Origin of the sequence: Mycobacterium sp. DL99, assembly GCF_004762045.1 — a bacterium.
Lineage (GTDB): Bacteria > Actinomycetota > Actinomycetes > Mycobacteriales > Mycobacteriaceae > Mycobacterium.
Map to the genome: position 1 here is coordinate 2467047 of NZ_SJOM01000007.1, position 21148 is coordinate 2488194.

The 21148-nt window shown below is 67.3% G+C and carries 24 protein-coding genes; 15 read left to right on the plus strand and 9 right to left on the minus strand.

All coding sequences use genetic code 11. The annotated features are described in order from the left end of the window. Nucleotides 1-26: 26 nt before the first annotated feature. The gene (locus tag EYZ64_RS12375) at nt 27-734 is read right to left on the minus strand and encodes a DUF427 domain-containing protein (protein WP_135453692.1); all 708 of its coding nucleotides are present in this window, start codon (nt 732-734) and stop codon (nt 27-29) included. A gap of 209 nt (nt 735-943) precedes the next feature. Here EYZ64_RS12375 and EYZ64_RS12380 point away from each other — a divergent pair, with 209 nt between their 5' ends. Together EYZ64_RS12380 and EYZ64_RS12385 are read left to right on the plus strand one after the other, a co-directional pair. Then, complete coding sequence (locus tag EYZ64_RS12380) at nt 944-1537, plus strand: hypothetical protein (protein ID WP_135453693.1); 594 nt, start codon at nt 944-946, stop codon at nt 1535-1537. Further along, on the plus strand, nt 1537-2403 hold the full coding sequence (locus EYZ64_RS12385; protein WP_135453694.1) for an acyl-CoA thioesterase: 867 nt from the start codon (nt 1537-1539) through the stop codon (nt 2401-2403). Before EYZ64_RS12380 ends, EYZ64_RS12385 begins: the two co-directional genes overlap by 1 nt. Nucleotides 2404-2425: 22 nt before the next feature. Here EYZ64_RS12385 and EYZ64_RS12390 read toward each other — a convergent pair whose 3' ends face one another. Beyond that, nucleotides 2426-2680, minus strand: a complete 255-nt coding sequence (locus EYZ64_RS12390) for a DUF2631 domain-containing protein (RefSeq protein WP_135453695.1) — start codon at nt 2678-2680, stop codon at nt 2426-2428. A gap of 87 nt (nt 2681-2767) precedes the next feature. Next, nucleotides 2768-4102: a cryptochrome/photolyase family protein gene (locus EYZ64_RS12395; protein ID WP_135453696.1), complete on the minus strand. Its 1335-nt coding sequence runs from the start codon at nt 4100-4102 to the stop codon at nt 2768-2770. 49 nt (nt 4103-4151) lie between these two features. On the opposite strand from EYZ64_RS12395, the gene EYZ64_RS12400 reads away from it, so the two are divergent. From EYZ64_RS12400 to EYZ64_RS12410, 3 genes are read left to right on the plus strand one after another with little or no spacing between them, the layout of a single operon-like run. Beyond that, complete coding sequence (locus EYZ64_RS12400) at nt 4152-5021, plus strand: TIGR03619 family F420-dependent LLM class oxidoreductase (RefSeq protein WP_135453697.1); 870 nt, start codon at nt 4152-4154, stop codon at nt 5019-5021. 53 nt (nt 5022-5074) lie between these two features. Then, entirely contained in the window at nt 5075-5551 is a 477-nt protein-coding gene (locus EYZ64_RS12405) for a histidine kinase (RefSeq protein ID WP_135453698.1), read from the plus strand. 21 nt (nt 5552-5572) lie between these two features. After that, the gene (locus EYZ64_RS12410; protein WP_135453699.1) at nt 5573-6379 is read left to right on the plus strand and encodes a DUF4097 family beta strand repeat-containing protein; all 807 of its coding nucleotides are present in this window, start codon (nt 5573-5575) and stop codon (nt 6377-6379) included. On the opposite strand, the gene EYZ64_RS12415 is transcribed toward EYZ64_RS12410, so the two are convergent. Continuing rightward, nucleotides 6376-6828 carry a nitroreductase family deazaflavin-dependent oxidoreductase gene (locus EYZ64_RS12415; protein WP_135453700.1) on the minus strand — a complete coding sequence of 151 codons (453 nt, stop codon included), beginning with the start codon at nt 6826-6828 and terminating at the stop codon, nt 6376-6378. The two genes, EYZ64_RS12410 and EYZ64_RS12415, sit on opposite strands and share 4 nt — an antisense overlap. 12 nt (nt 6829-6840) lie before the next feature. Then, nucleotides 6841-7683, minus strand: a complete 843-nt coding sequence (locus tag EYZ64_RS12420; RefSeq protein WP_135453701.1) for an NmrA family NAD(P)-binding protein — start codon at nt 7681-7683, stop codon at nt 6841-6843. A gap of 93 nt (nt 7684-7776) precedes the next feature. On the opposite strand from EYZ64_RS12420, the gene sigI reads away from it, so the two are divergent. From sigI to EYZ64_RS12445, 5 genes are read left to right on the plus strand one after another with little or no spacing between them, the layout of a single operon-like run. Continuing rightward, nucleotides 7777-8631, plus strand: a complete 855-nt coding sequence (gene sigI / locus EYZ64_RS12425; protein WP_135453702.1) for an RNA polymerase sigma factor SigI — start codon at nt 7777-7779, stop codon at nt 8629-8631. Between the two features lie 41 nt (nt 8632-8672). After that, nucleotides 8673-9857 carry a 1-deoxy-D-xylulose-5-phosphate reductoisomerase gene (gene dxr, locus EYZ64_RS12430; protein ID WP_135453703.1) on the plus strand — a complete coding sequence of 395 codons (1185 nt, stop codon included), beginning with the start codon at nt 8673-8675 and terminating at the stop codon, nt 9855-9857. Then, nucleotides 9854-11074, plus strand: coding sequence for a M50 family metallopeptidase (locus EYZ64_RS12435; protein WP_135453704.1), 1221 nt, complete (start codon nt 9854-9856; stop codon nt 11072-11074). Before dxr ends, EYZ64_RS12435 begins: the two co-directional genes overlap by 4 nt. A 10-nt stretch (nt 11075-11084) precedes the next feature. Further along, nucleotides 11085-12242, plus strand: coding sequence for a flavodoxin-dependent (E)-4-hydroxy-3-methylbut-2-enyl-diphosphate synthase (gene ispG, locus EYZ64_RS12440; RefSeq protein WP_210115501.1), 1158 nt, complete (start codon nt 11085-11087; stop codon nt 12240-12242). A 55-nt stretch (nt 12243-12297) separates the two neighbouring features. After that, nucleotides 12298-13152 (plus strand): GNAT family N-acetyltransferase, encoded by an 855-nt coding sequence (locus EYZ64_RS12445; RefSeq protein WP_135453705.1) that lies wholly within the window; start codon nt 12298-12300, stop codon nt 13150-13152. Nucleotides 13153-13170: 18 nt separating this feature from the next. Here EYZ64_RS12445 and EYZ64_RS12450 read toward each other — a convergent pair whose 3' ends face one another. Then, nucleotides 13171-13722 carry a peroxiredoxin-like family protein gene (locus tag EYZ64_RS12450; protein ID WP_135453706.1) on the minus strand — a complete coding sequence of 184 codons (552 nt, stop codon included), beginning with the start codon at nt 13720-13722 and terminating at the stop codon, nt 13171-13173. A 76-nt stretch (nt 13723-13798) separates the two neighbouring features. Between EYZ64_RS12450 and EYZ64_RS12455 the strand changes: the two genes are divergently transcribed. From EYZ64_RS12455 to EYZ64_RS12465, 3 genes are all read left to right on the plus strand, one after another. Beyond that, on the plus strand, nt 13799-14407 hold the full coding sequence (locus EYZ64_RS12455) for a TetR/AcrR family transcriptional regulator (RefSeq protein WP_135453707.1): 609 nt from the start codon (nt 13799-13801) through the stop codon (nt 14405-14407). 96 nt (nt 14408-14503) lie between these two features. Continuing rightward, entirely contained in the window at nt 14504-16327 is a 1824-nt protein-coding gene (locus EYZ64_RS12460; protein WP_135453708.1) for a penicillin-binding transpeptidase domain-containing protein, read from the plus strand. Nucleotides 16328-16350: 23 nt separating this feature from the next. After that, complete coding sequence (locus EYZ64_RS12465; protein WP_135453709.1) at nt 16351-16938, plus strand: DUF1707 SHOCT-like domain-containing protein; 588 nt, start codon at nt 16351-16353, stop codon at nt 16936-16938. Nucleotides 16939-16945: 7 nt separating this feature from the next. Here the strand turns inward: EYZ64_RS12465 and EYZ64_RS12470 are convergent, their stop codons facing one another. The 3 genes from EYZ64_RS12470 to EYZ64_RS12480 all read right to left on the minus strand — a co-directional run bounded on the left by EYZ64_RS12470 (nt 16946) and on the right by EYZ64_RS12480 (nt 19639). Further along, nucleotides 16946-17326, minus strand: a complete 381-nt coding sequence (locus tag EYZ64_RS12470; protein WP_135453710.1) for a PaaI family thioesterase — start codon at nt 17324-17326, stop codon at nt 16946-16948. A gap of 70 nt (nt 17327-17396) precedes the next feature. Then, a complete protein-coding gene (locus EYZ64_RS12475) occupies nt 17397-18581 on the minus strand; it encodes a sulfotransferase family protein (RefSeq protein WP_135453711.1) in 1185 nt (394 codons plus the stop codon). Next, nucleotides 18578-19639: a DUF1214 domain-containing protein gene (locus EYZ64_RS12480; RefSeq protein WP_135453712.1), complete on the minus strand. Its 1062-nt coding sequence runs from the start codon at nt 19637-19639 to the stop codon at nt 18578-18580. Before EYZ64_RS12480 ends, EYZ64_RS12475 begins: the two co-directional genes overlap by 4 nt. 41 nt (nt 19640-19680) lie before the next feature. Here EYZ64_RS12480 and EYZ64_RS12485 point away from each other — a divergent pair, with 41 nt between their 5' ends. Beyond that, nucleotides 19681-20265, plus strand: coding sequence for a TetR family transcriptional regulator (locus EYZ64_RS12485; RefSeq protein WP_135453713.1), 585 nt, complete (start codon nt 19681-19683; stop codon nt 20263-20265). A gap of 16 nt (nt 20266-20281) precedes the next feature. Continuing rightward, nucleotides 20282-21139: a type I methionyl aminopeptidase gene (gene map / locus EYZ64_RS12490; RefSeq protein ID WP_135453714.1), complete on the plus strand. Its 858-nt coding sequence runs from the start codon at nt 20282-20284 to the stop codon at nt 21137-21139. Nucleotides 21140-21148: the final 9 nt, after the last annotated feature.

A 21148-nucleotide genomic window follows, 5' to 3' on the forward strand; every position in this document is an offset into this window, starting at 1 on the left:
GTGTTCGCTTTCCTCGGTTTTGCAGGTCAGAGTTCGCAACCGCACGTGGCCGACGCCCCGGACGAAGGGAGTTCGGCGAGCACGTCCACGCGCGTCGGGTCGAAGCTGAGGAACCCCTGGATCGGCAGGGATTCCGGTGGGGTGTCGGGGTAGCTCCACGCCACGTCGGCGATGACGGTGTCGCCCACGGCCACCGACCAGTAGGTGGCCGTGCCCTTGTAGTTGCAGTACGACGTGGTCGTGCTGGGCCGCAGCAGGTCGGTGCGGACCCGGGCGGGATCCACATAGAGCCGCGGCTCCAGGGCTGTCTCGAAGACGATCACCGTCTCGTCGGTGTCGAGGAGGACGGCGTCGGCGGCCGTCACCCGCAGACCGCGGCGGGTAGGCCGGCAGTCGATCCGGTGGTAGGGGTTGGGTGGGTAGTGCACCAGCTTGCGGCCCTCTTCGAACCACGCGTCGACGGCATCCCAGGGCACTGCGACGTACCCCGGTGCTTCGGCTATCGGCTCGTGCGGAAGGTCGCCGACCTCATCGCTGGGGAACGCATAGCTGAGCGGTTGTCCGGCGCGGTGCACCATCAGGGCGTGTTCCGTGTCGAGCAGGGCGGTGTCGCCGCGGAAGGCCTGGATGCGGCGCGGATGGGGCTCGATGTAGACCGTGCCTTCTGTCAGCGGGGGCGTGAACCAACCGGCCGGTTGTGTACTCAACGGACCCCGCCCTGCGACGAGACTCATTGCAGCACCTCCAATTTGGCTGATGGGCTGGGACCCGGGCGCGTCAGTGGGACGCATCGGTGCGATCGTTCGGCCGATGGTTGCGTCCAGATAGAAGCTTTACAGATTCTCTTGAGAATGTCACGCTGTTGGATGAGGCGGGCCACACCGCAACACCCCCGTCGAGAGTGCCGGCCGATCAGCCCTTTGGACCCGGATTGGATGCCCCTATGTCCCCACAGTCAGGAATGTCCGCGCAGTTGTCGGAGGAGCGCGGCGACGGCGATACGCTCGCGGTCCCGTTCGCCCGGCCGCGGGTGCGTCCCGAGAAGGCCCTGCGGTACGAGCTGAACGTGGTGGCTGCCGATGTCGCCGAAGCTGTGTCGGGCATCGGTGGATGGTTGTTCGACCGGGCGATGGCGGGTTGGCGGGTCAGTGTCGCCGCCGGCGAGGCCGGAAATGAGCGTGCGTTGCGCATCCTCGGGCTGAAAGCCGTTGACCTGAACGGGCTGTGGCGATCAGCGGCGGCGGACTCGGTCGCGATGACGGCGATCGGCACGTCGCGCCTCGAATCCGGTGACCGCGGCCTCGCCTCGCGGAGCCCCGTTGGCGACGTGGTCTACTTCGGGCCGCACGCTCCGGTCGGCCTTGGCGCGCAGGTTCAGCGGATTCAGTACCGGCCGAGCGCGGCCGCCCTGGCATTCAAGGCCCATGCGTTGGCCCTGGCCGGGGGAGACCCGGGGTCGGTGGGAAGCGGGGAGACTCTGTTCCGGTGTGGGCGATCGGCGGGCCTACTCGAGGCCGACCTGGTTCCGGTGTGTTGATGCTGGCGCAGGCATCAGTCGCCGGCCTGCTCGAGGTGTTCGACGTGACGCCCGCCGGTCCGGATCGATTCGTCGGCGTGACCGGGCCGACCGGAACCGACGGCAGGCGGGTGGCCAAGGGGGCGCAAGCGCTGGGCCAGGCCATTGTCGCGACGGCTAAACGGTTCCCGGACAAGATGATCCGATCAGCCCATGCGGTCTTCACCCGGCCGGTCGAGATCGACTCCACGGTCGAACTGGCGGTCACTGTGATGCACTCGGGCCGCTCGACGGCGACGGCGGTGGTCGCCGTCGAACAGGATTCGCGGCTGTGCGCGACAGTGACGGTGTTGGCCGATGTGCCCACGGCCGATGTGATCCGCCACCATGCCCTGCGGCCCGACGTCGAGACGCCGGACGACGCCCACCCGGCGGGGCGGGCCATGCTCGGCCACGAGCTGCGCCTGGTGGACGTGGTCGATGTCAACAGTCCCGACGAGGTGGGGCCACCCGAACTCTATGCCTGGTTGCGCTATGACCCGGTCCCCGAACGGGACGATCTGGCCAAGGCACTGCTGGCGTATTTCACCGGGCAACTCGGCATCTCGACCACGATGCGGCCCCATCCTGGGGTCGGCACAGCGCAGGCGCACGCGACGGTGTCGACAGCATTGATGTCGACTTCGGTCAGCTTCCACGAACCCGTGGAATGGGATGGCTGGCTGCTCTACAGCCACGAGAGCACCGCAGCCGGACAGGGGATGTCGTATGTTCGCGGTCAGGTACACACCGAGGACGGCGAGCTGTTGGCTTCGTTCGCCCAGGAGGGGCTGATCCGCCCGATGCGACCGGTGGATACCTCGATCGACGTGCCGGCTCGGTTGTAGAGCCGGCATGCGCGATGTGCGGCTAGCGAATCCAGCCGCGGCGACGCAGCCAGATGTTGCGGCCCACCGCAAGCAGGAGGAACGCCGCGAAGGAGATCAGGAACCAGTCCTCGACGTGGCCCACGTGATTGCCGATCATCATGACCAGCAGGAAGAGCGCGGACAGGATGCCGCCGAGGTGGATCACCTTGATGTTCAGATCCGACCAGCCCCACGCTGCCGAGGGCACTTCCTCGACGTCGACGCCGTTGCTGCGCTCCACCTCGGTGCTGACCACTTTTGCTCCTCCGGATCGAACTGCCTTCTGGCTTGGCTTGCGGACATTCTGGCATACGACGCTGTGTCGTATGCCGGCCGTGGGGGGTCAACCCAGGCTTCGGTACCTCCGCAGCGCCTCCAGTCGCTCCTTGGCGTGATCGGCGATCGGTTCCGGATACGACGTCGGCCGGTCGGTCCCCAGTTTGTGCACGTTGATGACGCCGGCCAACTCCGGGACCCAGCGTCGGATGTAGTCGCCGTCTGGGTCGAACTTCGCGCCCTGCAGGTCCGGATTGAAAACGCGGAAGTACGGCGCGGCGTCGGTGCCGCAGCCGGCTGCCCACTGCCATCCGTGTTGGTTGTTGGCCAGATCGCCGTCGATCAGCTGGTCGAGAAACCAGCGCGCACCCCATTGCCAGGGCAGATGCAGGTCCTTGACCAGGAACGAAGCCACGATCATGCGCACCCGGTTGTGCATGAACCCGGTGGCGGCCAATTGGCGCATTCCGGCGTCGACGATCGGGAATCCGGTCCGGCCGTCCTTCCACGCCTCGAATGCCCGCAGGGCCGCCTCATCGTCATCCAGTTCGATCGCGTCGAAGTCGTGGTTCCAGTTCTGCCACGCGCTGTCGGGCCAGTGATAGAGCACCGCCGCATAGAAATCTCGGAACGCCAGCTCGCGGAGGTAGGAATCATCGCCGGAGCCGAGGTCAACCGCCATCGTCCGAGGGTGGATGGTGCCGAACTTGAGGTGGGCCGACATCCGACTGGTGGCGTCGAGGTCGGGGCGGTCGCGCCGGGCCGGGTAGTCGGTGAGTCCTTGATCCACGAATTCCCGCCACTGCGACCTTGCCGCGCGCTCACCCGCGCTGAACATCGAAGCCTCTGTCGCAGAAGGAATTTCGATGCGATCGGAGGTGCCTGCCGGCGTGTCGGTGGGGTCGATCCAGCGCGCCGAATCGGGTCCGGTATCCGCAGGAGCACGCCAGCCATGCCGGCGCCAGGCGCGGAAGAACGGTGTGAACACCCGGTACGGCGCTCCATCCGGTTTGGTTATCCGGCCGGGCGACACCAGGTAACCCGATCCCGTTGCGCACAGGGGGATCTCGCCGAGAGCCGCCCGGACCGCGTCGTCGCGGCGGCACCCGAACGGCGAGTAGTCCTGCGAGATGTGCACCGAGGTAGCGCTGATGGCCCGAGTCAGCGCCGGAATCCGCTGCTCGGGTTGGCCGCGGGTCACCAGCAGATTTCCCTCGAGGTTGTCGGACAGCTCGCGCAACGCCCGATGCAGATATGCCAGGCGACGCGGACCCGAGGATGCCTCCAATCGCGGATCGAGCACATAGCAGGCCAGTACCTCGCCGTCGGTTTGTGCGGCCTCCAGCAGGGCGGGATGGTCGAAGCAGCGCAGGTCTCGCCGAAACCACAGGAGTGTGGGCATGTGTCCATGCTGCCTATGAACACACCGGAAAACACGAAGGGGTTGGTAGATGGAGTTCTGGAGCGGTACGGCATTCATGGATGTCGCCGACGCGCTGACGGTGGCGCCGTTGCTCGACGAGGCCGGCTTCCACGGCATGGTGTGCTCGGACCACATGATCTACCCGCGCGAACTGTCCTCGCCCTATCCGGATTCCCCGACCGGTAAGCCCCCGTGGGCACCCGAGACCAGCTGGCCGGACTCCTGGGTACTGATCGGGGCGATGGCGGCGCTCACGCGTCGGCTGCGTTTCTCCAATGCCGTCTACGTGGCGCCGGCGAGACCGCTGCTCGAGGTTGCCAAGCAGGTCGCGACGGCCGCGGTGATCTCGGGTGGACGGGTGGCCCTCGGTGTCGGCGTCGGCTGGATGCGGGAGGAATTCGAGCTCATGGGCCAGGATTTCGACACCCGCGGTAAGCGGCTCGACGAGATGATCCCGGCACTGCGCGAGATCTGGCGTGGCGGTTGGGTCTCGTACGAGGGGCGCTACTACTCGGTTCCCGAGCTGATGATCGAACCTCACCCGCCCGAGCCGGTGCCGATCCTGTGTGGTGGTGAATCCGAGGCGGCGCTGCGGCGCGCGGCCCGATCCTGTGACGGCTGGATCGGCTACGCCTACACCCTCGAACAGGCGACCCCCTACGCCACCCGGCTGGCCGAACTGCGCCGTGAATACGGGCGGCAACACGAGCCGTTCGACATCATCCTGGCCCTCCTCGATCCGCCCTCGCCGGATCTGTACAGGCGGGCCGAGGACCTCGGCATCACCGCGGTGATGTGCGCGCCCTGGCTGACAGCGCCCAACGGTGCCACCGGCGCCGACCGGTTCCGCGGTCCCATCGAGCGCTTCGCGGAGACCTTCATCGCGAAGCTGAAGTAACTCCGCGCGGGCTGACGCTTGCGGTGACATCAAAATGATGTCACCATGACATCATGGACTTGCAGCCGTATGTCGAGACCGTCCGGCACGAGCTCGGCGTCGCCGCGGCGGCGGGAGGCGCCGAGGCGGAGGCGTTGGCACAGCGGCTGACCGCGCCGCTGGAATCGGCGTTGCGGCTCACGCTGCTGGAAGCGCTGTCCGAGGCGGCCGAGCAGATCACGCGTGAACTCGCGCCCGGATCCGTGCACGTCCGGCTCAACGGCCGTGACCCCGAGTTCACTGTCGAGCCCGCCGAGGCCGACGTTCCCGCCCCGGCACCGGTGGTGGACGTCCCCGACGATGACGGCGGCGGCACCTGGCGGGTGTCGTTGCGACTCCCGGAGAGCCTGCGCGCCGGGGTGGAGGGCGCCGCCCGCCGCGACGGTGTGTCGGTGAACGCCTGGCTCGTACGTTCCGCTGCGGCGGCCCTCGGTGGGGCCGGACGTCCGAGCCGTGGCAGCGACAAGAACTTCAGTGGCTGGGTCCGCTGAATCTGACCGAAGGAGAATCCGATGACCACGTTCCACACAGCCGAACCCATCACGGCCGTCGTCGAAGTCGTTGCCGGTGCGGTGCACCTGGCAGCCACCGACCGTGACGACACCGTCGTCGACATCGCGCCGCGGGATCCCGAGCGCGCCTCCGATGTGCGTGCGGCCGAACAGGCCCGCGTCGATTTTCACAACGGCACCCTCGTGGTGACCGCAGGCAGAAAGGTCCTGTCATTGGGACGCGGGGGAGCGGTCCGCGTCGACATCGCCCTGCCGACAGGCTCTCGACTGAACCTGTCCTCCGCGTCGGCCGACATCGACGCGGACGGCGTCTACTCGGACTGCCGCTGTGCCTCTGCCAGTGGTGCGGTACGGGTGGCGACCATTACCGGGAACATCAAGGCGGACAGCGCATCCGGCGATATCTCGATTGGCGATGTCGCGGGCAACGCTCAGATCGCCACGGCGTCCGGTGATGCGTCGATCGATCGCATCGACGGAGACGTCAAGTTCCAGGCGGCCAGCGGCAGCCTGGCGGTCGGGACGTTGCGTGGGCACCTCAAGCATCAGGCCGCGTCGGGTTCTGTCACCGTCGGGGTCGGGATCAGCGGTGCCCTGAGCGCCCAGACCGGTAGCGGTGAAGTCGAAGTCGGCATTCCGGAGGGCACCGCGGCGCGGCTCGAGCTCAAGACCCACTCGGGCACCGTCGACAACGGTTTGCAGGCCTCCGAGGGGCCGGCCGACGGCGACGAGACGTTCATGGTGCACGCCCGCACTGGCTCGGGAGACATCTCGATCCGCCGCGCCGTCACGTCGGCCGCCTCCTAGGCGGGATCGAACCGGAACACCGTCAAGCGTCCGGCCAGCTTCTCGAATTCCTCTGGTGTGCCATCGATGACGAGGCCGCTGCGTTTGGCGAAGCCGACACCGACCGGCACCTTGACCGCGAACGCGCGCAGCACCGGACGCGACTGGTCCGGCGTGAGTTCGACGATTCGCACCGGCCGGGACCGCCGGCCCCGGGTCAGTGTCCCGGTTCCGGCGGCCCGGGCATTGGCCGCCCAGTCCGAGCCGGGATAGCCCGCCACGGTGTACAGGCCGCCGTCGTGGTCGAACGGCGTCATCGGAGTGCTGCGGAGCTTGCCGGTCTTGCGCCCCGGGACGGTCAGCACCATCGCCGGCCCGGTGGGGAGTCCGAGGCGCTGCACCGCCATCATCACCTTGTTCATCGGCTTGAGCCAGCGTGGTGGCTGCGGCTCGGTCCTCTGCTCTGACATGTCTTGTCCTCCTCAACTATTGGTAAACAACCCGCGATGTTCATCGACCCATTCGCCGAATGCCGTGGCGGGTCGTCCGAGAATCTTGTCGACCTCATGGGTGACCAGTGCCGGCCGCTCGACGGTGTCGGCCAACAGGCCCATGTACGCGTCGGCGAACGCGGCCGGAAAGCCCAGCCCGACGAACCGCTGCCGCACCACGTCGGTGGGAACCTCGCGGTAGTGCAGCGGCCGCCGCAGCACCCGCCCGATGGTGTCCACCAGTTCGGTGTTGGTCAGCGCCTGCGGTCCCGTCAGCGGGATGCGCTGTCCCACAAGGTCGTCGGTCAGGAGCGCCACCGCGGCCACGGCGGAGATGTCGGCGTCGACGATCACCGCTGTGGATGCACCGGCGTACGGGCCGCTCACCACATCGCCGGACCGGATCTGTGCCGACCACATGCCCGCGAAATTCGAGGCGAACACCGTGGGGCGCAGGCTGACCCACTCCAGGCCGGAGGCCACGGCCAGCTGTTCGACTTCGCGGTTGCGGTCCCCGCGCACGCGCGACGGCTGCCGGGAGTCGTCGTCGTCGGCGTTGATCGCCGACAACGCGACCAGACGTTTCACGCCTGCGGCCCGGGCCAGCTCGACTGTCGGCGCCAATTCCTGTCCCAGCGCACGGGAGTTGAGGAATACCGCCGAGGCGCCCGGCACGCCGTCGGCGGCGGATCGGAACAGTTCGACACCGGGCGGAAACCCGGCGGTTTCGGGACTGCGGGTGACGGCGCGCACCTGTGCACCGGCACGGACGAGTTCGCTGACAAGCGGGCGGCCGACATTGCCGGTTGCGCCCGTGACGAGAATTGTGTTCATGCGATCAAGGACGGAGCAGCCGTCCGAAAAGTTACAGCGAAAGAGAGATCGGAAATCCTGTAACTTTCCGGCTCCCGGATTCGTCGTAAGCATATGAACGGATCAGTGGGTATCGAGTCGGCCTGGCGGGAGCACCACCCGTACCTGGTCAATCTCGCCTATCAGATGGTGGGCGACATCGGCGACGCCGAGGACGTCGCCCAGGAGGCATTCCTGCGGCTCGCCCGCACCGACCATGAGCACCTCGACGACGTACGCGCCTGGCTCACGGTGGTGACCGGGCGGCTCTGCCTCGATCACGTTCGCTCGGCCCGTTCCCGGCTCGAGCGTCCCGATCCGGGTGTGGTCCTGGCGTCGAAGGCGGCGGCCGACCTGGACCCTGCCGACCGGGTCACGCTCGACGACGAGGTGCGCGCCGCCTTGTTCGAGGTGCTGAACCGCCTCAGTCCCGGCGAACGCGTGGCGTTCGTGCTGCACGACGTCTTCGCGGTGCCGTTCGACGAAATCGCCGAGACGGTCGGCAGACCGGTGGGCACCTGTCGGCAGTTGGCGCGCCGGGCCAGGGAGAAGTTCACCGCCGAGGCGCACCGGCCGGTCGATGTCCGCGCCGTCGAACACCGTCAGGTGATGGAGAAGTTCATCTCCGCGTGCGCCTCTGGTGACGTGCGGGCGTTGACCTCGGTGCTCGACCCGACCGTGTGGGGCGTCGGTACGGTCCTCGCCGATCCGGCGCCGCCCCCACAGATCAACCACGGCCCCGACGTCGTCGCGACCAACTTGCTGCGCTACCTGGGGCCGGGAGCGACGCTGGTGTGCGGGGCAGCCGGCGAGCCGGTTCTCCTCGCCTACGACCATCGCCGGCTGTTCGCGGTCGTCACGCTGACCATCCGGGACGGCCTGGTGATGAAGATCGAGGCCACCGCGGACCCGGCGGCCCGGATGCGGTGACCGTCGGCGCCATCGGTCCCGGCACGCGGCACAATGTAACGGTGAGCGACACAACGCGCGTGCTGATACTCGGAAGTACCGGATCGATCGGCACCCAGGCGCTCGAGGTCATCGCGGCCAACCCTGACCGGTTCGAGGTCGTCGGCCTCGCCGCCGGCGGCGGTAACCCCGATCTGCTCGCCGCCCAGCGCGCCGCGACCGGCGTCAGCAACATTGCGGTCGCCGACCAGCGGGCCGCCGACCAGATCGGCGACGTGACGTATGCCGGGCCCGACGCCGTCACCCGTCTGGTCGAGAACACTGAGGCCGACGTGGTGCTCAACGCACTGGTCGGGGCATTGGGGCTGGCGCCGACGCTGGCCGCCCTGGCCACCGGCGCGCGCTTGGCCCTGGCCAACAAGGAGTCGCTGGTCGCGGGCGGCCCGCTGGTGCTCAAGGCGGCCGCACCGGGGCAGATCGTTCCCGTGGACTCCGAGCATTCCGCGATGGCCCAATGTCTGCGCGGCGGCACCGCCGACGAGGTGGCCAAGATCGTGCTCACCGCGTCCGGCGGTCCGTTCCTGGGATGGTCGGCCGCGGACCTGGAATCGGTCACCCCGGAGCAGGCCGGAAAGCACCCGACCTGGTCAATGGGCCCGATGAACACGCTGAACTCGGCGACCCTGGTCAACAAGGGCCTGGAGCTGATCGAGACCCATCTGCTGTTCGGCATCGACTACGACCGCATCGAGGTCGTGGTGCACCCACAGTCGATCGTGCACTCGATGGCGACCTTCACCGACGGCTCGACACTGGCGCAGGCCAGCCCACCGGATATGAAGCTGCCGATCGCGCTGGCGCTTGGCTGGCCGGCGCGGGTTCCCGGCGCGGCCCTGGCCTGCGACTTCACCACCGCCTCCACCTGGGAATTCCTCCCGCTGGACAACGAGGTGTTCCCCGCGGTGGATCTGGCTCGCCAGGCCGGAACCCGCGGCGGCTGCCTGACCGCGGTGTACAACGCCGCAAACGAGGAGGCCGCCGAGGCGTTCCTCGCGGGCCGGATCCCGTTCCCGGCGATCGTGCAAACCGTTGGTGACGTGTTGCATGCCGGCGACCAGTGGGCCGCCGAACCCGCTACCGTGGAAGACGTACTCGATGCGCAGCGGTGGGCCAGAGAAACGGCACGACGGGCCATCGACATGCACTTCGAGCAGAAATCCGTCAGAAAAGGGCTCGTCACCAAATGATGTTCGTCATCGGCATCGCGCTGTTCGCGCTGGCCATCCTGGTATCGGTGGCCCTGCACGAATGCGGGCACATGTGGGTGGCGCGTGCCACCGGCATGAAGGTGCGTCGCTACTTCGTGGGCTTCGGTCCGACACTGTGGTCGACGCGGCGTCCCAACCGCCTCGGTGAGACCGAATACGGCCTCAAGGCCATTCCGCTGGGCGGGTTCTGCGACATCGCCGGCATGACGTCCGTCGATGAGATCGCGCCCGAAGACCGGCCCTATGCGATGTACAAGCAGAAGGTGTGGAAGCGCGTCGCGGTGCTGTTCGCCGGCCCGGCGATGAACTTCATCATCGGACTGGTGCTTCTCTACGCGGTGGCGGTCATGTGGGGCCTACCCAACATCACTGCGCCCACCACCGCGATTGTCGGTGAAACAGGTTGTGTTGCAGCACAAGTGAGCCTGGACAAGATGGGTGAGTGCACGGGGCCCGGCCCCGCGGCATTGGCTGGCATCCAGGCCGGCGACGAGGTCGTCAAGGTCGGCGACACCAAGGTCTCCGATTTCAGCCAGATGGCCGCCGCGATCCGCAAACTGAACGGCCCGGTGACCATCGAACTCAAGCGCGACGGTCAGACCATGACCAAGGTCGTCGATGTGACCCAGACGCAGCGGTTCACCAGCGCAGACGCGAAGGCGCCCGCCACGGTCGGCGCGATCGGTGTCAGCGCGGTCGAAGTGAAGCCGCCCACCCCGTACAGCCCGATCGCCGCGGTGCCCGCGACGTTCGCGTTCACCGGTGACCTGACCATCGAGTTGGGTAAGTCGCTGGCCAAGATTCCCACCAAGATCGGCGCCCTGGTTCATGCGATCGGCGGCGGTGAACGCGACAAGGAAACCCCGATCAGTGTGGTCGGCGCGAGCATCATCGGCGGCGAGACGGTCGAGGCCGGGCTGTGGGTGGCGTTCTGGTTCTTCCTGGCGCAGTTGAACTTTGTGCTCGGTGCGATCAACCTGGTGCCGCTGTTGCCGTTCGACGGCGGTCATATCGCGGTCGCGACGTACGAGAAGATCCGCAACATGATCCGGGCGGCCCGCGGCAAAGTCGCCGCAGGCCCCGTCAACTACCTCAAGCTCATGCCCGCCACGTACGTGGTGTTGCTGGTAGTGGTCAGCTACATGCTGCTGACCGTGACCGCAGACCTGGTCAACCCACTCAGCATCTTCCAGTAGGAGATCCCACATGACAGCGTCCATCGGTTTGGGAATGCCCGCACCCCCGGCGCCGACCCTGGCGCCGCGGCGTAAGACCCGACAGCTCATGGTGGGTGGTGTCGGCATCGGCAGCGAGCACCCGATCGCGGTGCAGTCCATGTGCACCACAAAGACTCACGACGTCAATTCGACGCTGCAGCAGATCGCCGAGCTGACCGCTTCCGGCTGCGACATCGTGCGGGTGGCCTGCCCTCGCCAGGAGGACGCGGATGCGCTCGCCGAGATCGCCCGGCACAGCCAGATCCCGGTGATCGCCGACATCCACTTCCAGCCCAAGTACATCTTCGCCGCGATCGACGCCGGCTGCGCGGCCGTGCGCGTCAACCCCGGCAACATCAAGGAATTCGACGGCCGGGTCAAAGAGGTCGCGAAGGCCGCGGGCGATGCGGGTATCCCGATTCGCATCGGCGTCAACGCCGGCTCGCTGGACCCCCGGCTGATGAAGAAGTACGGCAAGGCCACCCCCGAGGCGCTGGTCGAGTCCGCGCTGTGGGAGGCCTCGCTGTTCGAGGAGCACGGCTTCGGCGATATCAAGATCAGCGTCAAGCACAACGACCCGGTGATCATGGTCGAGGCCTACACACAGCTTGCCGCGCAGTGCGACTACCCGCTGCATCTCGGTGTCACCGAAGCGGGCCCGGCGTTCCAGGGCACGATCAAGTCCGCGGTGGCGTTCGGCGCGTTGCTGTCCAAGGGCATCGGCGACACGATCCGGGTGTCTCTGTCGGCGCCGCCGGCCGAAGAGGTCAAGGTCGGAAATCAGATCCTGGAGTCGCTGAACCTGCGGCCCCGCGGTCTGGAGATCGTGTCGTGCCCGTCGTGTGGGCGGGCCCAGGTCGACGTGTACACCCTGGCGAACGCGGTCAGTGCGGGCCTGGACGGGCTCGATGTACCGCTGCGGGTCGCGGTGATGGGTTGTGTGGTCAACGGTCCAGGGGAGGCCCGCGAGGCTGATCTCGGGGTGGCCTCCGGCAACGGCAAGGGCCAGATCTTCGTCAAGGGTGAGGTGATCAAGACCGTCCCCGAGGCGCAGATCGTCGAGACCTTGATCGAAGAGGCAATGCGCCTGGCGGAATCGGCCGGTTCAGATGATGCCACCGGTTCGCCTGTGGTGACCGTAAGCTGATAGCGACCCTGTGAGCGGGGTCACCCAGCCTCGGCTTCAACAGAGAGAATCGTCCATGTCGGCTCCGCCACTGTTCCGCCTCGTCGACGAGCGCCGAGTATCCGTGGTGCGTGACGCCACCCCTTGCCTGCAGGTGTTCGACGAGGACCCGGTGGGGTCGTGCATGGTGGCCGCCCGCGTCGCCGAGTTCGGGGTCGAACACGGCGCGATCGGCGGGGAGCTGTGGACGAGGCGCGGTGTCACGGAGTCACTGTGTTACGCCGGTCCCAACCTGATCCCGTTGCGTGGGGATTCCGAGGATCTCAAGGCGTTCTCGGACAAGGCGATGAGTACCGCGCGTCGCTGCTCCTCGCTCGTCGGCCGGGCCGAGCTGGTACTGCCAATGTGGCGGCGGCTCGAATCGGTGTGGGGTACTGCCCGTGACGTCCGTGAGCAACAGCCGTTGATGGCACTGAACTCGATGCCGCACTGCGTGATCGATCCGGCGGTCCGCCCGGTACGCATGGAGGAACTCGACGCCTATCTGGTGGCGGCGGTCGACATGTTCATCGGCGAGGTCGGTGTCGACCCGCGGCTCGGTGACGGTGGCCGTGGCTACCGCCGCCGTATCGCCGGCCTGATCGCCGCGGGACGGGCGTGGGCCCGGTTCGAGCGCGGCGAGGTGGTGTTCAAGGCCGAGATCGGGTCGCAGTCGCCCGCAGTCGGCCAGATCCAGGGAGTGTGGGTGCATCCCGAGTGGCGCGGCCACGGATTGGGCACCGCAGGGACAGCGGCGCTGGCGGCCGCGGTGGTGGGCTCGGGCCGGATCGCGAGCCTGTACGTCAACAGCTACAACACCGTGGCGCGGGCGACGTACGCCCGCATCGGGTTCGAACAGGTCGGCACCTTCGCCACGGTGTTGCTGGACTGAGTGCTGCCGGAGTGAGCGTCACCGCCGTGCGGCGGTGGCCCGTAGCAGCAGGTCATCGACCGACCATTGGTCATCGGCATGCGAGCCGTATTTGGCGGCGAGCACCACGCCGTCCGGGGCGATGAGGAAATCCGCGGGTAGCCCGAGCCGGCCACCCACCTGCCTGCCGGCCGGGGCGCGGAACCGCCCGCGCAGTGTCAGCAGGCCGCCGTGGATGATCGCCGGCCAGCTGCGGGGATCGAGCAGCGCCCGGGGACCGGATTCGACGCCGAACTGCCGGTAGATCTCCTTCTCCGGATCGGCGATGGTGGCAAACGGCAGATCCGATGTGTGCTCGGCCAATTCGGCTGCGGGGGAGTGAAAGAAGACCACCTCGCGGATACCGGCGGCGCTGATCTCCGCGTGCCGGGCCACGAACGACTGCAGATGCAGATTGCAGATCGGACAACCCGCGAACCGTCTGAATTGCAGGTGTACCAGGCCGTGCGGATCGGGTACCGGGATGTGTTCGCCTGTGACACTGAGTAACTGGCGGCAGGGAACCGTCGTGGGCGGATCGGGTGGGGGCACGGCTCCTCCTCGTTAGCGTGCGGTGTACGCCTATAGATTGCAGGCTATAGGCGTACGGTGTACGCTGTCAATCGTCATGCCGCGCCCACGTTCGATCAGCCAAACTCAGCTCGCCGCAGCTGCGTTGGCGGTCGTTGACGCCGATGGGCTGGGGGGCCTGTCGATGCGGACCGTCGCCCGGCGGCTGGGCCTGGGCACCATGTCGCTGTACCGGTACGTCGCCGATCGCGACGAACTCGAAGCGCTCGTGGTTGACCTCGTACTCGGCGAGATGGATCCCGGACTGCCACAAGGCTCGGCGCGCCGCCAGCTCGTCGAGCTCGCTCAGCGTGTGCATGTTGCCGCCGCACAGCATCCCGCGGTGGTGCCCTTGCTGCTGACGCACCGGCACCGCTCGCCGGCGTCCTTGCGCTGGGGAGAAATGGTGCTCGGTGTGCTCACCGCCGCCGGCTACGGCGGCAAGCGCCGGGTGTATGCGTTCCGGGCGGTGCTGGCCTACATTTTCGGCGCCATCGAGATCGAGATGCTGGGAAGTCTGACCGGACCGGGAACTCGAACGCTGGCAGGTTTGTCTGCTGACGAATATCCGCTGTTGTCGGAGACCGCGGCAGTGGCGCACGGCATCCAGCCAGATGAGGAATTCCGGCGCGGTCTCGAAATCCTGTTGCGTGCTCTGGACCTGTGAAGCCGGCGGGGCTACTTGTCGGTCTCGCGACAGTCTCGGTTCGGTATCGGTGCGCCTCCGACGAAACCAGCGTCTACGTTTCTAACATCAGCCTCAATGGCAACTCAAACATCATCAGTCACACGAACCGCAGGCCTGTTCGCGGTCGTCGTGGTCCTTGGGGCTTCCGGGCTGAGCGCCTGCACCCCGAGGCCCAACGGGCCCGAACCTGCCGCCGAGCAGTTCTTCGCGGCACTGGCCACTGGTGACACCGCGGCCGCCGCTGCGCTGGCCGACCGGCCCGAGGATGCCAAGACCGCTCTCAGCGAAGCGTGGAACGGCTTGCAGGCCACCCGGCTCGACGCGCAGATCCTGGGTTCGAAGTACGCCGAGGACACCGGCAGCGTCGCCTACCGCTACACCTGGCACCTGCCGAAGGACCGCACCTGGACCTACGACGGGCAGCTCAACATGGTCCGCGAGGAGGGTCGCTGGGAGGTGCGCTGGAGCGCGACCGGGCTGCACCCGAAACTCGGGGAGCACCAGACCTTTGCGCTGCGCGCCGACGCGCCGCGGCGGGCCTCGGTCAACGAGCGCGGCGGTACCGATGTGCTGGTGCCCGGCTACATCTATCACTACGCACTGGATGCCAGGTCGGCCGGCGCTGCGTTGATGCCGACGGCGCGGGCGGTCGCCGACGCGCTGCGGGGCTTCGATCCAGCCCTGGGTGATCCTCAGCTACTTGCTGAACAAGCCAGCGCATCGGCACAGCCGATGAGCCTGATCACGCTGCGCCAATCCGACAACGACCGGATCGCGCCGGCCATCGGTCGGCTCCCCGGAGTCGTGCTCACCCCGCAGCCCGAAATGTTGCCGACCGACGAGACTTTCGCCCCGGCGATCGTCAACGAGGTCAAGCGATCGGTGGCTGACCAACTCGATGGTCAGCCGGGCTGGCGGGTGGTCACCGTCAACCAGAACGGCGTCGACGTCGATGTGCTCAACGAGGTGGTGGGCGATCCGGCACCGTCGATCACCATCAGCCTGGACCGCGCCGTGCAGAATGCCGCGCAGAACGCGGTCAACACCACGGGCAAGCAGGCGATGATCGTCGCGATCAAACCGTCCACCGGTGAGATCCTGGCTGTCGCGCAGAACGCGGCTGCCGATGCCATCGGCCCGCTCGCAACGATGGGCCAGTTCCCGCCGGGCTCGACTTTCAAGATGGTTACCGCTGGGGCCGCCATCGAGCGCGACATGGCAACGCCCAACACGCTTTTGGGGTGCCCCGGCACGCTCGACATCGGCCATCGGACCGTCACCAACTACGACACGTTCGATCTCGGCACGGTGCCGTTGTCGCGGGCGTTCGCCAATTCGTGCAACACCACCTTCGGCGAGCTCGCCAGCCGGATGCCACCGCGCGGCCTCACCCAGGCCGCTGCGCGTTACGGCATCGGCACCGACTATCAGGTGGACGGAATCTCCACGCTGACCGGTTCGGTGCCGCCGACGGTCGATCTGGCCGAGCGCACCGAGGACGGCTTCGGTCAGGGCAAGGTCCTGGTCAGCCCCTTCGGTATGGCACTGGCCGCCGCGACCGTGGCGGCCGGCAAGACGCCGGTACCGCAACTCATCGAGGGACGCCAGACGATGGTCGACCGCGCGGGCGCCCCGATCAGCCCGAAGATGGTCGACGGGTTGCGGCCGATGATGCGACTGGTGGTCACCAACGGCACGGCCAAGGATCTCAACGGGCTCGGCGATGTGCGCGGGAAGACCGGGGAGGCCGAGTTCATGGGCGGCTCCCATTCCTGGTTCGCCGGCTACCGCGGGGACATGGCATTTGCCGCGCTCATCGTCGGCGGCGGCAGTTCGGAGTACGCGGTGCGCATGTGCAAGACCATGTTCGACGGGCTGCCCCCGGCCTATCTGGCCTGAACGGCGGTACCGTTGAACCTGCCATGACAGGGATCAACGAACAATCCGTGGACCTGCGCGTCTCCGATGCCGATCGCAACGGCACGTTGCGGCGACTGCACAATGCCGTCGCTCTCGGACTCATCGACATCGCCGAGTTCGAGGAGCGCTCGGCGATGGTGTCGCACGCCCGTCTGCATTCGGACCTCGATGCGTTGGTGGGTGACCTGCCCGGGCCCGGGGCGATCGTCACCACCGCCACCGACCGGGTCGAGTTGCGCGGGGTGCTGGGCTCGCTGAAACGCCAGGGTGAATGGACGGTCCCGACCCGGCTGGCGTTGGTGCGCCGGATGGGGTCGGTGGAGCTGGACCTGACCCGGGCCCGGTTCGCCGGGCCGATGGTGGTCATCGAGCTGGACATGAAGTTCGGGTCGGTGGAGATCCGGTTGCCCGAAGGGGCCAGTGCGTCGATCGATGACGTCGAGGTGATCGTGGGCAGCGCCGACGATCACCGCCGCGACGCCCCTGCTGAGGGCGCCCCGCACATCATCCTCACCGGCAAGGTGGTGTGCGGCTCGGTGGACATCCGTGGGCCGCGCCGGAACTGGAAGCTGACGCTGCGCCGGTCCTGACGTGCGCTCAACGCGGCTCGAGCACCGCGAACGTCAGTGTCGCGCGGGCGGCGAGCCGATCGCGCGTGATGTCGGTGACATCGACCGACGTCACGATGAGGCGTTTGCCCGCCCGCACGATCTTCGCCTCCGCGCGGGCCGTGCCCATGATCGGTGCCAGGAAGTGGATGTTGAGGTCGGCGGTCGTCACGTCGTAACCGACGCCGCCGGCATTGCCGGCCAGCATGCCTGCCGCGATATCGATCAGGGTGGCCACCAGACCGCCTTGAAGGGCGCCGCGGACGTTGGCGAGGTCCGGCCGGTTGTCCATCTCCAACACCAGTCGGTCGGAGGTCGACTCCACCTCGCGGTAATCCAGCAGCTGCAGGACATGAACGGTTTCGGTCATCGCCGTACCTCAATCATCCCCGTACGGTAACACCATTACCGCTTCCTGAGAGGGCCGCTCTCCCGCGGTGTCACCGCAGTGCCTCTGTAGGTACGCCGAAGCGTTCCTGATAGCCGGTGACCTGGGCCCGGACCTCCCCGGCGTCGAGACCGGTGTTGCTCCAGGTGTATCGCGCACCGCCGTTGTCCCCGGGGTGGGCGGCCAGGAAGTCGCGCATGCGCCCTTCGGCGACGGGGGTGAACTCGCGGTCCAGTGCCCCGTAGATGCCGCGGATCGTCGCGAACGGATCACGGATGAAGTCGGCGAATTGGACATCGACGATCTGGCCGGGCGCCAGCACCCCGGAGTCGCGGGCCTTCATCGAGTTCTCCAGTCCGACGACGATCTCCTCACGCGACTGCTGGGCACACTCGGTGATGTCGCTGTGATCGGAGGCCAGTCGACGCAGGTGCGTAGTGAGTGCGGCGATCGAGGAGATGACGTTGAGCGGATCGCGGTGGGTCTGCACGATCAGCGCGTCCGGATACTCGGCGACCAGTGCGTCCAGCTGCCACAGGTGTGCGGGCGATTTCAACAGCCACTGCGGTGTGGTACCTGGTCCGGGCACTCCGGATTGCAAGTGTTGCAGGAACATCCGGTGGTAGCGGTAGGCGTTGCGGTGGTCGGCGTCATGCAAGAGCCAGCGGTAGTAGGTGGGCAGTCGGTACTGGGTTGAGAAGATCATGCTGCAGAACTGTCCGGCCGACATCCGAACGCACTCCTGCCCGACCAGCGCACCCATCGGATGATGCGCCAGCAGACCGGGTACCAGCTGTTCGGACATCTCGATACTCGCCTGGATCTGGGCGATACGCGGATCCGTGGTGTAGGTATCCGGCTGCGGTAACGGCCAGGGCGCATCCACCTCCCAGGTCAGAGGTGGGCGTAGGGCGGGATCCTGGGCCAGCAGGTCGAACAGGATCGTGGTGCCGGTGCGCGGCTGGCCGACGATAAAGATGGGCCGCTCGACTGGTGTGGCCGCTACGGCGTGATTGTCCGTGCGCCACTGCATGATTCGAAGTCGGTGCACGAGTGGGTTGACGATGTCCATCACGGCGATCTCAACGCCCAGGCCGTTCAGTTGGGCTTCGGTCGCCAGCCCGTCGGCCAGCCGCGTGAGATCCTCGCGCCACCCGCCGGGCTCCCCGAAGTCGTCGCTGCCTGCGATCTCGCAGGCTTGCGCGATCAGGGCGTCGGGGTCGAAGCGGTCGGTCATCGCACCGTCACCTTCACCTCGGGCGCGGCCGGATTGTCCAGCCAGCGCAACACCACGAACCCGCGGCGGCGGCCACCGGTATCCAGCCAGTGACCGTTGCCGGAGTGCTTGCTGCCGATGGCAATTCGGACTTTTCCGTCCGTGCCGGGAGAGACGCCTTTGTCGGTCACCGAACTGTGTCTGCGTCGCGGTTCGATGCACTCGTGCCAGATGTTCTCGAGCGTGACGTTCCAGTAGCGGGTGTCCGGCGGGGTGAATTCCAGGTGCAGTGTCTCGTCATCGGCGAGGTCGAACGTGCCGATCATGTAGAGGTTGTCGGGTGTGGTGTCCGCGGACCCCAGCGCGGCGGCTTCGGCGGTGACGAGCTCGTTGGGCCGGGTCAGCAGTTCCGGCTTGATGGTGCGGTGCAGCGTCGTCAGCTTCATCAGCGTCCAGGCCATCGCGGTGAACTGCTCGGCCACCTCGGCGTCGGTCGGCGCCCTTGGGGGACCGGCGTCAAGGGTCTCGATGTGCAGGGTCGCCGGCGATTCGGTGGCCGCGTCACCGATGTACTCACGCACCACGATCGAGGCGGCGTCGGCGGGGATCTGCAGCCATTGCGCGCCGTCGAGTCCGGCCGGGCGCTCGGCCGACACGATGACCGTGAAGGTGTCGTCGTCGAGCTTCAGCTCGGTGTCGCTGAGGTAGGCGGCCATCCGCCGCGGAGTCATGCCGGTGCCGGCGAGCACCTGGAAACCCAGATAGGCGCTGGAGCCCCGGGTTCCGGTGATCTGGTAGGTGCGGTCGCCACGGATCATCGCGAGCAGGTAGCGGCCGTCGGGATTTGGGCCGCCGACCATCCTGGTGGGCGAGCACATGTGGAAGAACCACGGCAGTTCCGGGTCGGCCTCCACGGACAGCTCCGAGCACAGTGCCGTCACCCGGGAGACCACCCGCAGCCCGTCGAGCAGTTCACGCTCATCGCGGGCATCGGCTCTCACGATCTCGGTGATGTCGCCGAGCATTTTCTGGACGAACTGCCAGGCTTCGAGAGTTTTTGGGGCGCGCTCTTCGCTCATGCGAGACACAATCTCAAATGAGACGTAGTCTCATACGGGAAATGGCCGAACCGATTCCCCTGAACATCCGCAAGCGCCGGGCCACCCGCGACCGGATCGCCGCATGCGCCGCGACGCTCGTGGCAGCCGACGGGCTGGCCGCAACCACGGTGGAGCGGATCGCCGCCGAGGCCGAGGTCGGCCGGGCCACCTTCTTCCGGTACTTCTCCTCCAAGGAGGACGCCGTCGCCGACGGGATGACCAGGCACTGGCTGGATGTCATCACCGCGCAACTGGCAGCCCAGCCCAGCGGATTGTCGGCGCGCGACGCCGTGGTGGCCGCGTTCCGTGACCTCGGCGACGGTTTCGACGCCATCAGCGATCAGGTGCGTGAGCTGGCCATTCTGACCCGGTCATCGCCGGCGCTGAACGCGTGGACACTGCAGATCTACGTAGGCTACGAGACGGCGATCGCCGAGCTGGTGGCCCCCAGATTCGCCGACCTGACCCCGAACGACGCCCGGCCGCGGCTCATCGGCGCGCTGGCGATGGCGTCGGTGCGCATCGCCCTGGACGACTGGCTGCAACATGGCGGATCGCTGCCGCAGCGGGTGCGCGCGGCGCTGGGGGCGTTGTCGGTGGGCTGACGATTAAGCTGTCGACATGCCAGTTCGTACCGCCCTGAGCCCCGGCGTGCTCTCACCGACCCTGATGGTTCCCAAGTCGATCCCACGACCGGAGTACGCCTGGCAGCCCACTGTGCACGAGGGCAGCGAACCTTGGGTGCAGACCCCTGAGGTGATCGAGAAGATGCGCGTCGCGGGTCAGATCGCGGCGGCGGCTCTGGCCGAGGCGGGCAAGGCCGTGGCCCCCGGCGTCACCACTGACGAACTGGACCGCATCGCCCACGAGTACATGATCGATCACGGTGCCTACCCATCGACCCTGGGGTACAAGGGGTTTCCCAAATCCTGCTGCACCTCGCTGAATGAGGTTATCTGCCACGGCATCCCGGACTCGACCGTGATCGAAGACGGCGACATCGTGAACATCGACGTCACCGCCTACATCGACGGAGTCCACGGCGACACCAACGCCACCTTCCTGGCCGGCGACGTCTCCGAGGAACACCGGTTGCTCGTCGAGCGCACCCACGAGGCGACCATGCGGGCCGTCAAGGCGGTCAAGCCCGGGCGCGCGCTGTCGATCGTGGGCCGGGTCATCGAGGCCTACGCAAACCGGTTCGGCTACAACGTCGTCCGTGATTTCACCGGCCACGGCATCGGCACCACGTTCCACAACGGGCTGGTGGTGCTGCACTACGATCAGCCCGCGGTCGAGACCGTGCTGGAACCGGGCATGACCTTCACCATCGAACCGATGATCAATCTCGGGTCGCTGGACTACGAGATCTGGGACGACGACTGGACCGTGGTGACCAAAGACCGCAAGTGGACCGCTCAGTTCGAGCACACACTCGTGGTCACCGAGGACGGCGCTGACATCCTCACGCTGCCGTGAACAACGCAC

Bases quoted from the DNA above. Each gene is read 5' to 3' on its own strand.
- EYZ64_RS12375 (WP_135453692.1), bottom strand. From the start codon at position 734: ATGAGTCTCGTCGCAGGGCGGGGTCCGTTGAGTACACAACCGGCCGGT.
- EYZ64_RS12380 (WP_135453693.1), top strand. From the start codon at position 944: ATGTCCCCACAGTCAGGAATGTCCGCGCAGTTGTCGGAGGAGCGCGGC.
- EYZ64_RS12385 (WP_135453694.1), top strand. From the start codon at position 1,537: ATGCTGGCGCAGGCATCAGTCGCCGGCCTGCTCGAGGTGTTCGACGTG.
- EYZ64_RS12395 (WP_135453696.1), bottom strand. From the start codon at position 4,102: ATGCCCACACTCCTGTGGTTTCGGCGAGACCTGCGCTGCTTCGACCAT.
- EYZ64_RS12400 (WP_135453697.1), top strand. From the start codon at position 4,152: ATGGAGTTCTGGAGCGGTACGGCATTCATGGATGTCGCCGACGCGCTG.
- EYZ64_RS12405 (WP_135453698.1), top strand. From the start codon at position 5,075: ATGGACTTGCAGCCGTATGTCGAGACCGTCCGGCACGAGCTCGGCGTC.
- EYZ64_RS12410 (WP_135453699.1), top strand. From the start codon at position 5,573: ATGACCACGTTCCACACAGCCGAACCCATCACGGCCGTCGTCGAAGTC.
- EYZ64_RS12415 (WP_135453700.1), bottom strand. From the start codon at position 6,828: ATGTCAGAGCAGAGGACCGAGCCGCAGCCACCACGCTGGCTCAAGCCG.
- EYZ64_RS12420 (WP_135453701.1), bottom strand. From the start codon at position 7,683: ATGAACACAATTCTCGTCACGGGCGCAACCGGCAATGTCGGCCGCCCG.
- sigI (WP_135453702.1), top strand. From the start codon at position 7,777: ATGAACGGATCAGTGGGTATCGAGTCGGCCTGGCGGGAGCACCACCCG.
- EYZ64_RS12435 (WP_135453704.1), top strand. From the start codon at position 9,854: ATGATGTTCGTCATCGGCATCGCGCTGTTCGCGCTGGCCATCCTGGTA.
- ispG (WP_210115501.1), top strand. From the start codon at position 11,085: ATGACAGCGTCCATCGGTTTGGGAATGCCCGCACCCCCGGCGCCGACC.
- EYZ64_RS12445 (WP_135453705.1), top strand. From the start codon at position 12,298: ATGTCGGCTCCGCCACTGTTCCGCCTCGTCGACGAGCGCCGAGTATCC.
- EYZ64_RS12455 (WP_135453707.1), top strand. From the start codon at position 13,799: ATGCCGCGCCCACGTTCGATCAGCCAAACTCAGCTCGCCGCAGCTGCG.
- EYZ64_RS12460 (WP_135453708.1), top strand. From the start codon at position 14,504: ATGGCAACTCAAACATCATCAGTCACACGAACCGCAGGCCTGTTCGCG.
- EYZ64_RS12465 (WP_135453709.1), top strand. From the start codon at position 16,351: ATGACAGGGATCAACGAACAATCCGTGGACCTGCGCGTCTCCGATGCC.
- EYZ64_RS12470 (WP_135453710.1), bottom strand. From the start codon at position 17,326: ATGACCGAAACCGTTCATGTCCTGCAGCTGCTGGATTACCGCGAGGTG.
- EYZ64_RS12475 (WP_135453711.1), bottom strand. From the start codon at position 18,581: ATGACCGACCGCTTCGACCCCGACGCCCTGATCGCGCAAGCCTGCGAG.
- EYZ64_RS12480 (WP_135453712.1), bottom strand. From the start codon at position 19,639: ATGAGCGAAGAGCGCGCCCCAAAAACTCTCGAAGCCTGGCAGTTCGTC.
- EYZ64_RS12485 (WP_135453713.1), top strand. From the start codon at position 19,681: ATGGCCGAACCGATTCCCCTGAACATCCGCAAGCGCCGGGCCACCCGC.
- map (WP_135453714.1), top strand. From the start codon at position 20,282: ATGCCAGTTCGTACCGCCCTGAGCCCCGGCGTGCTCTCACCGACCCTG.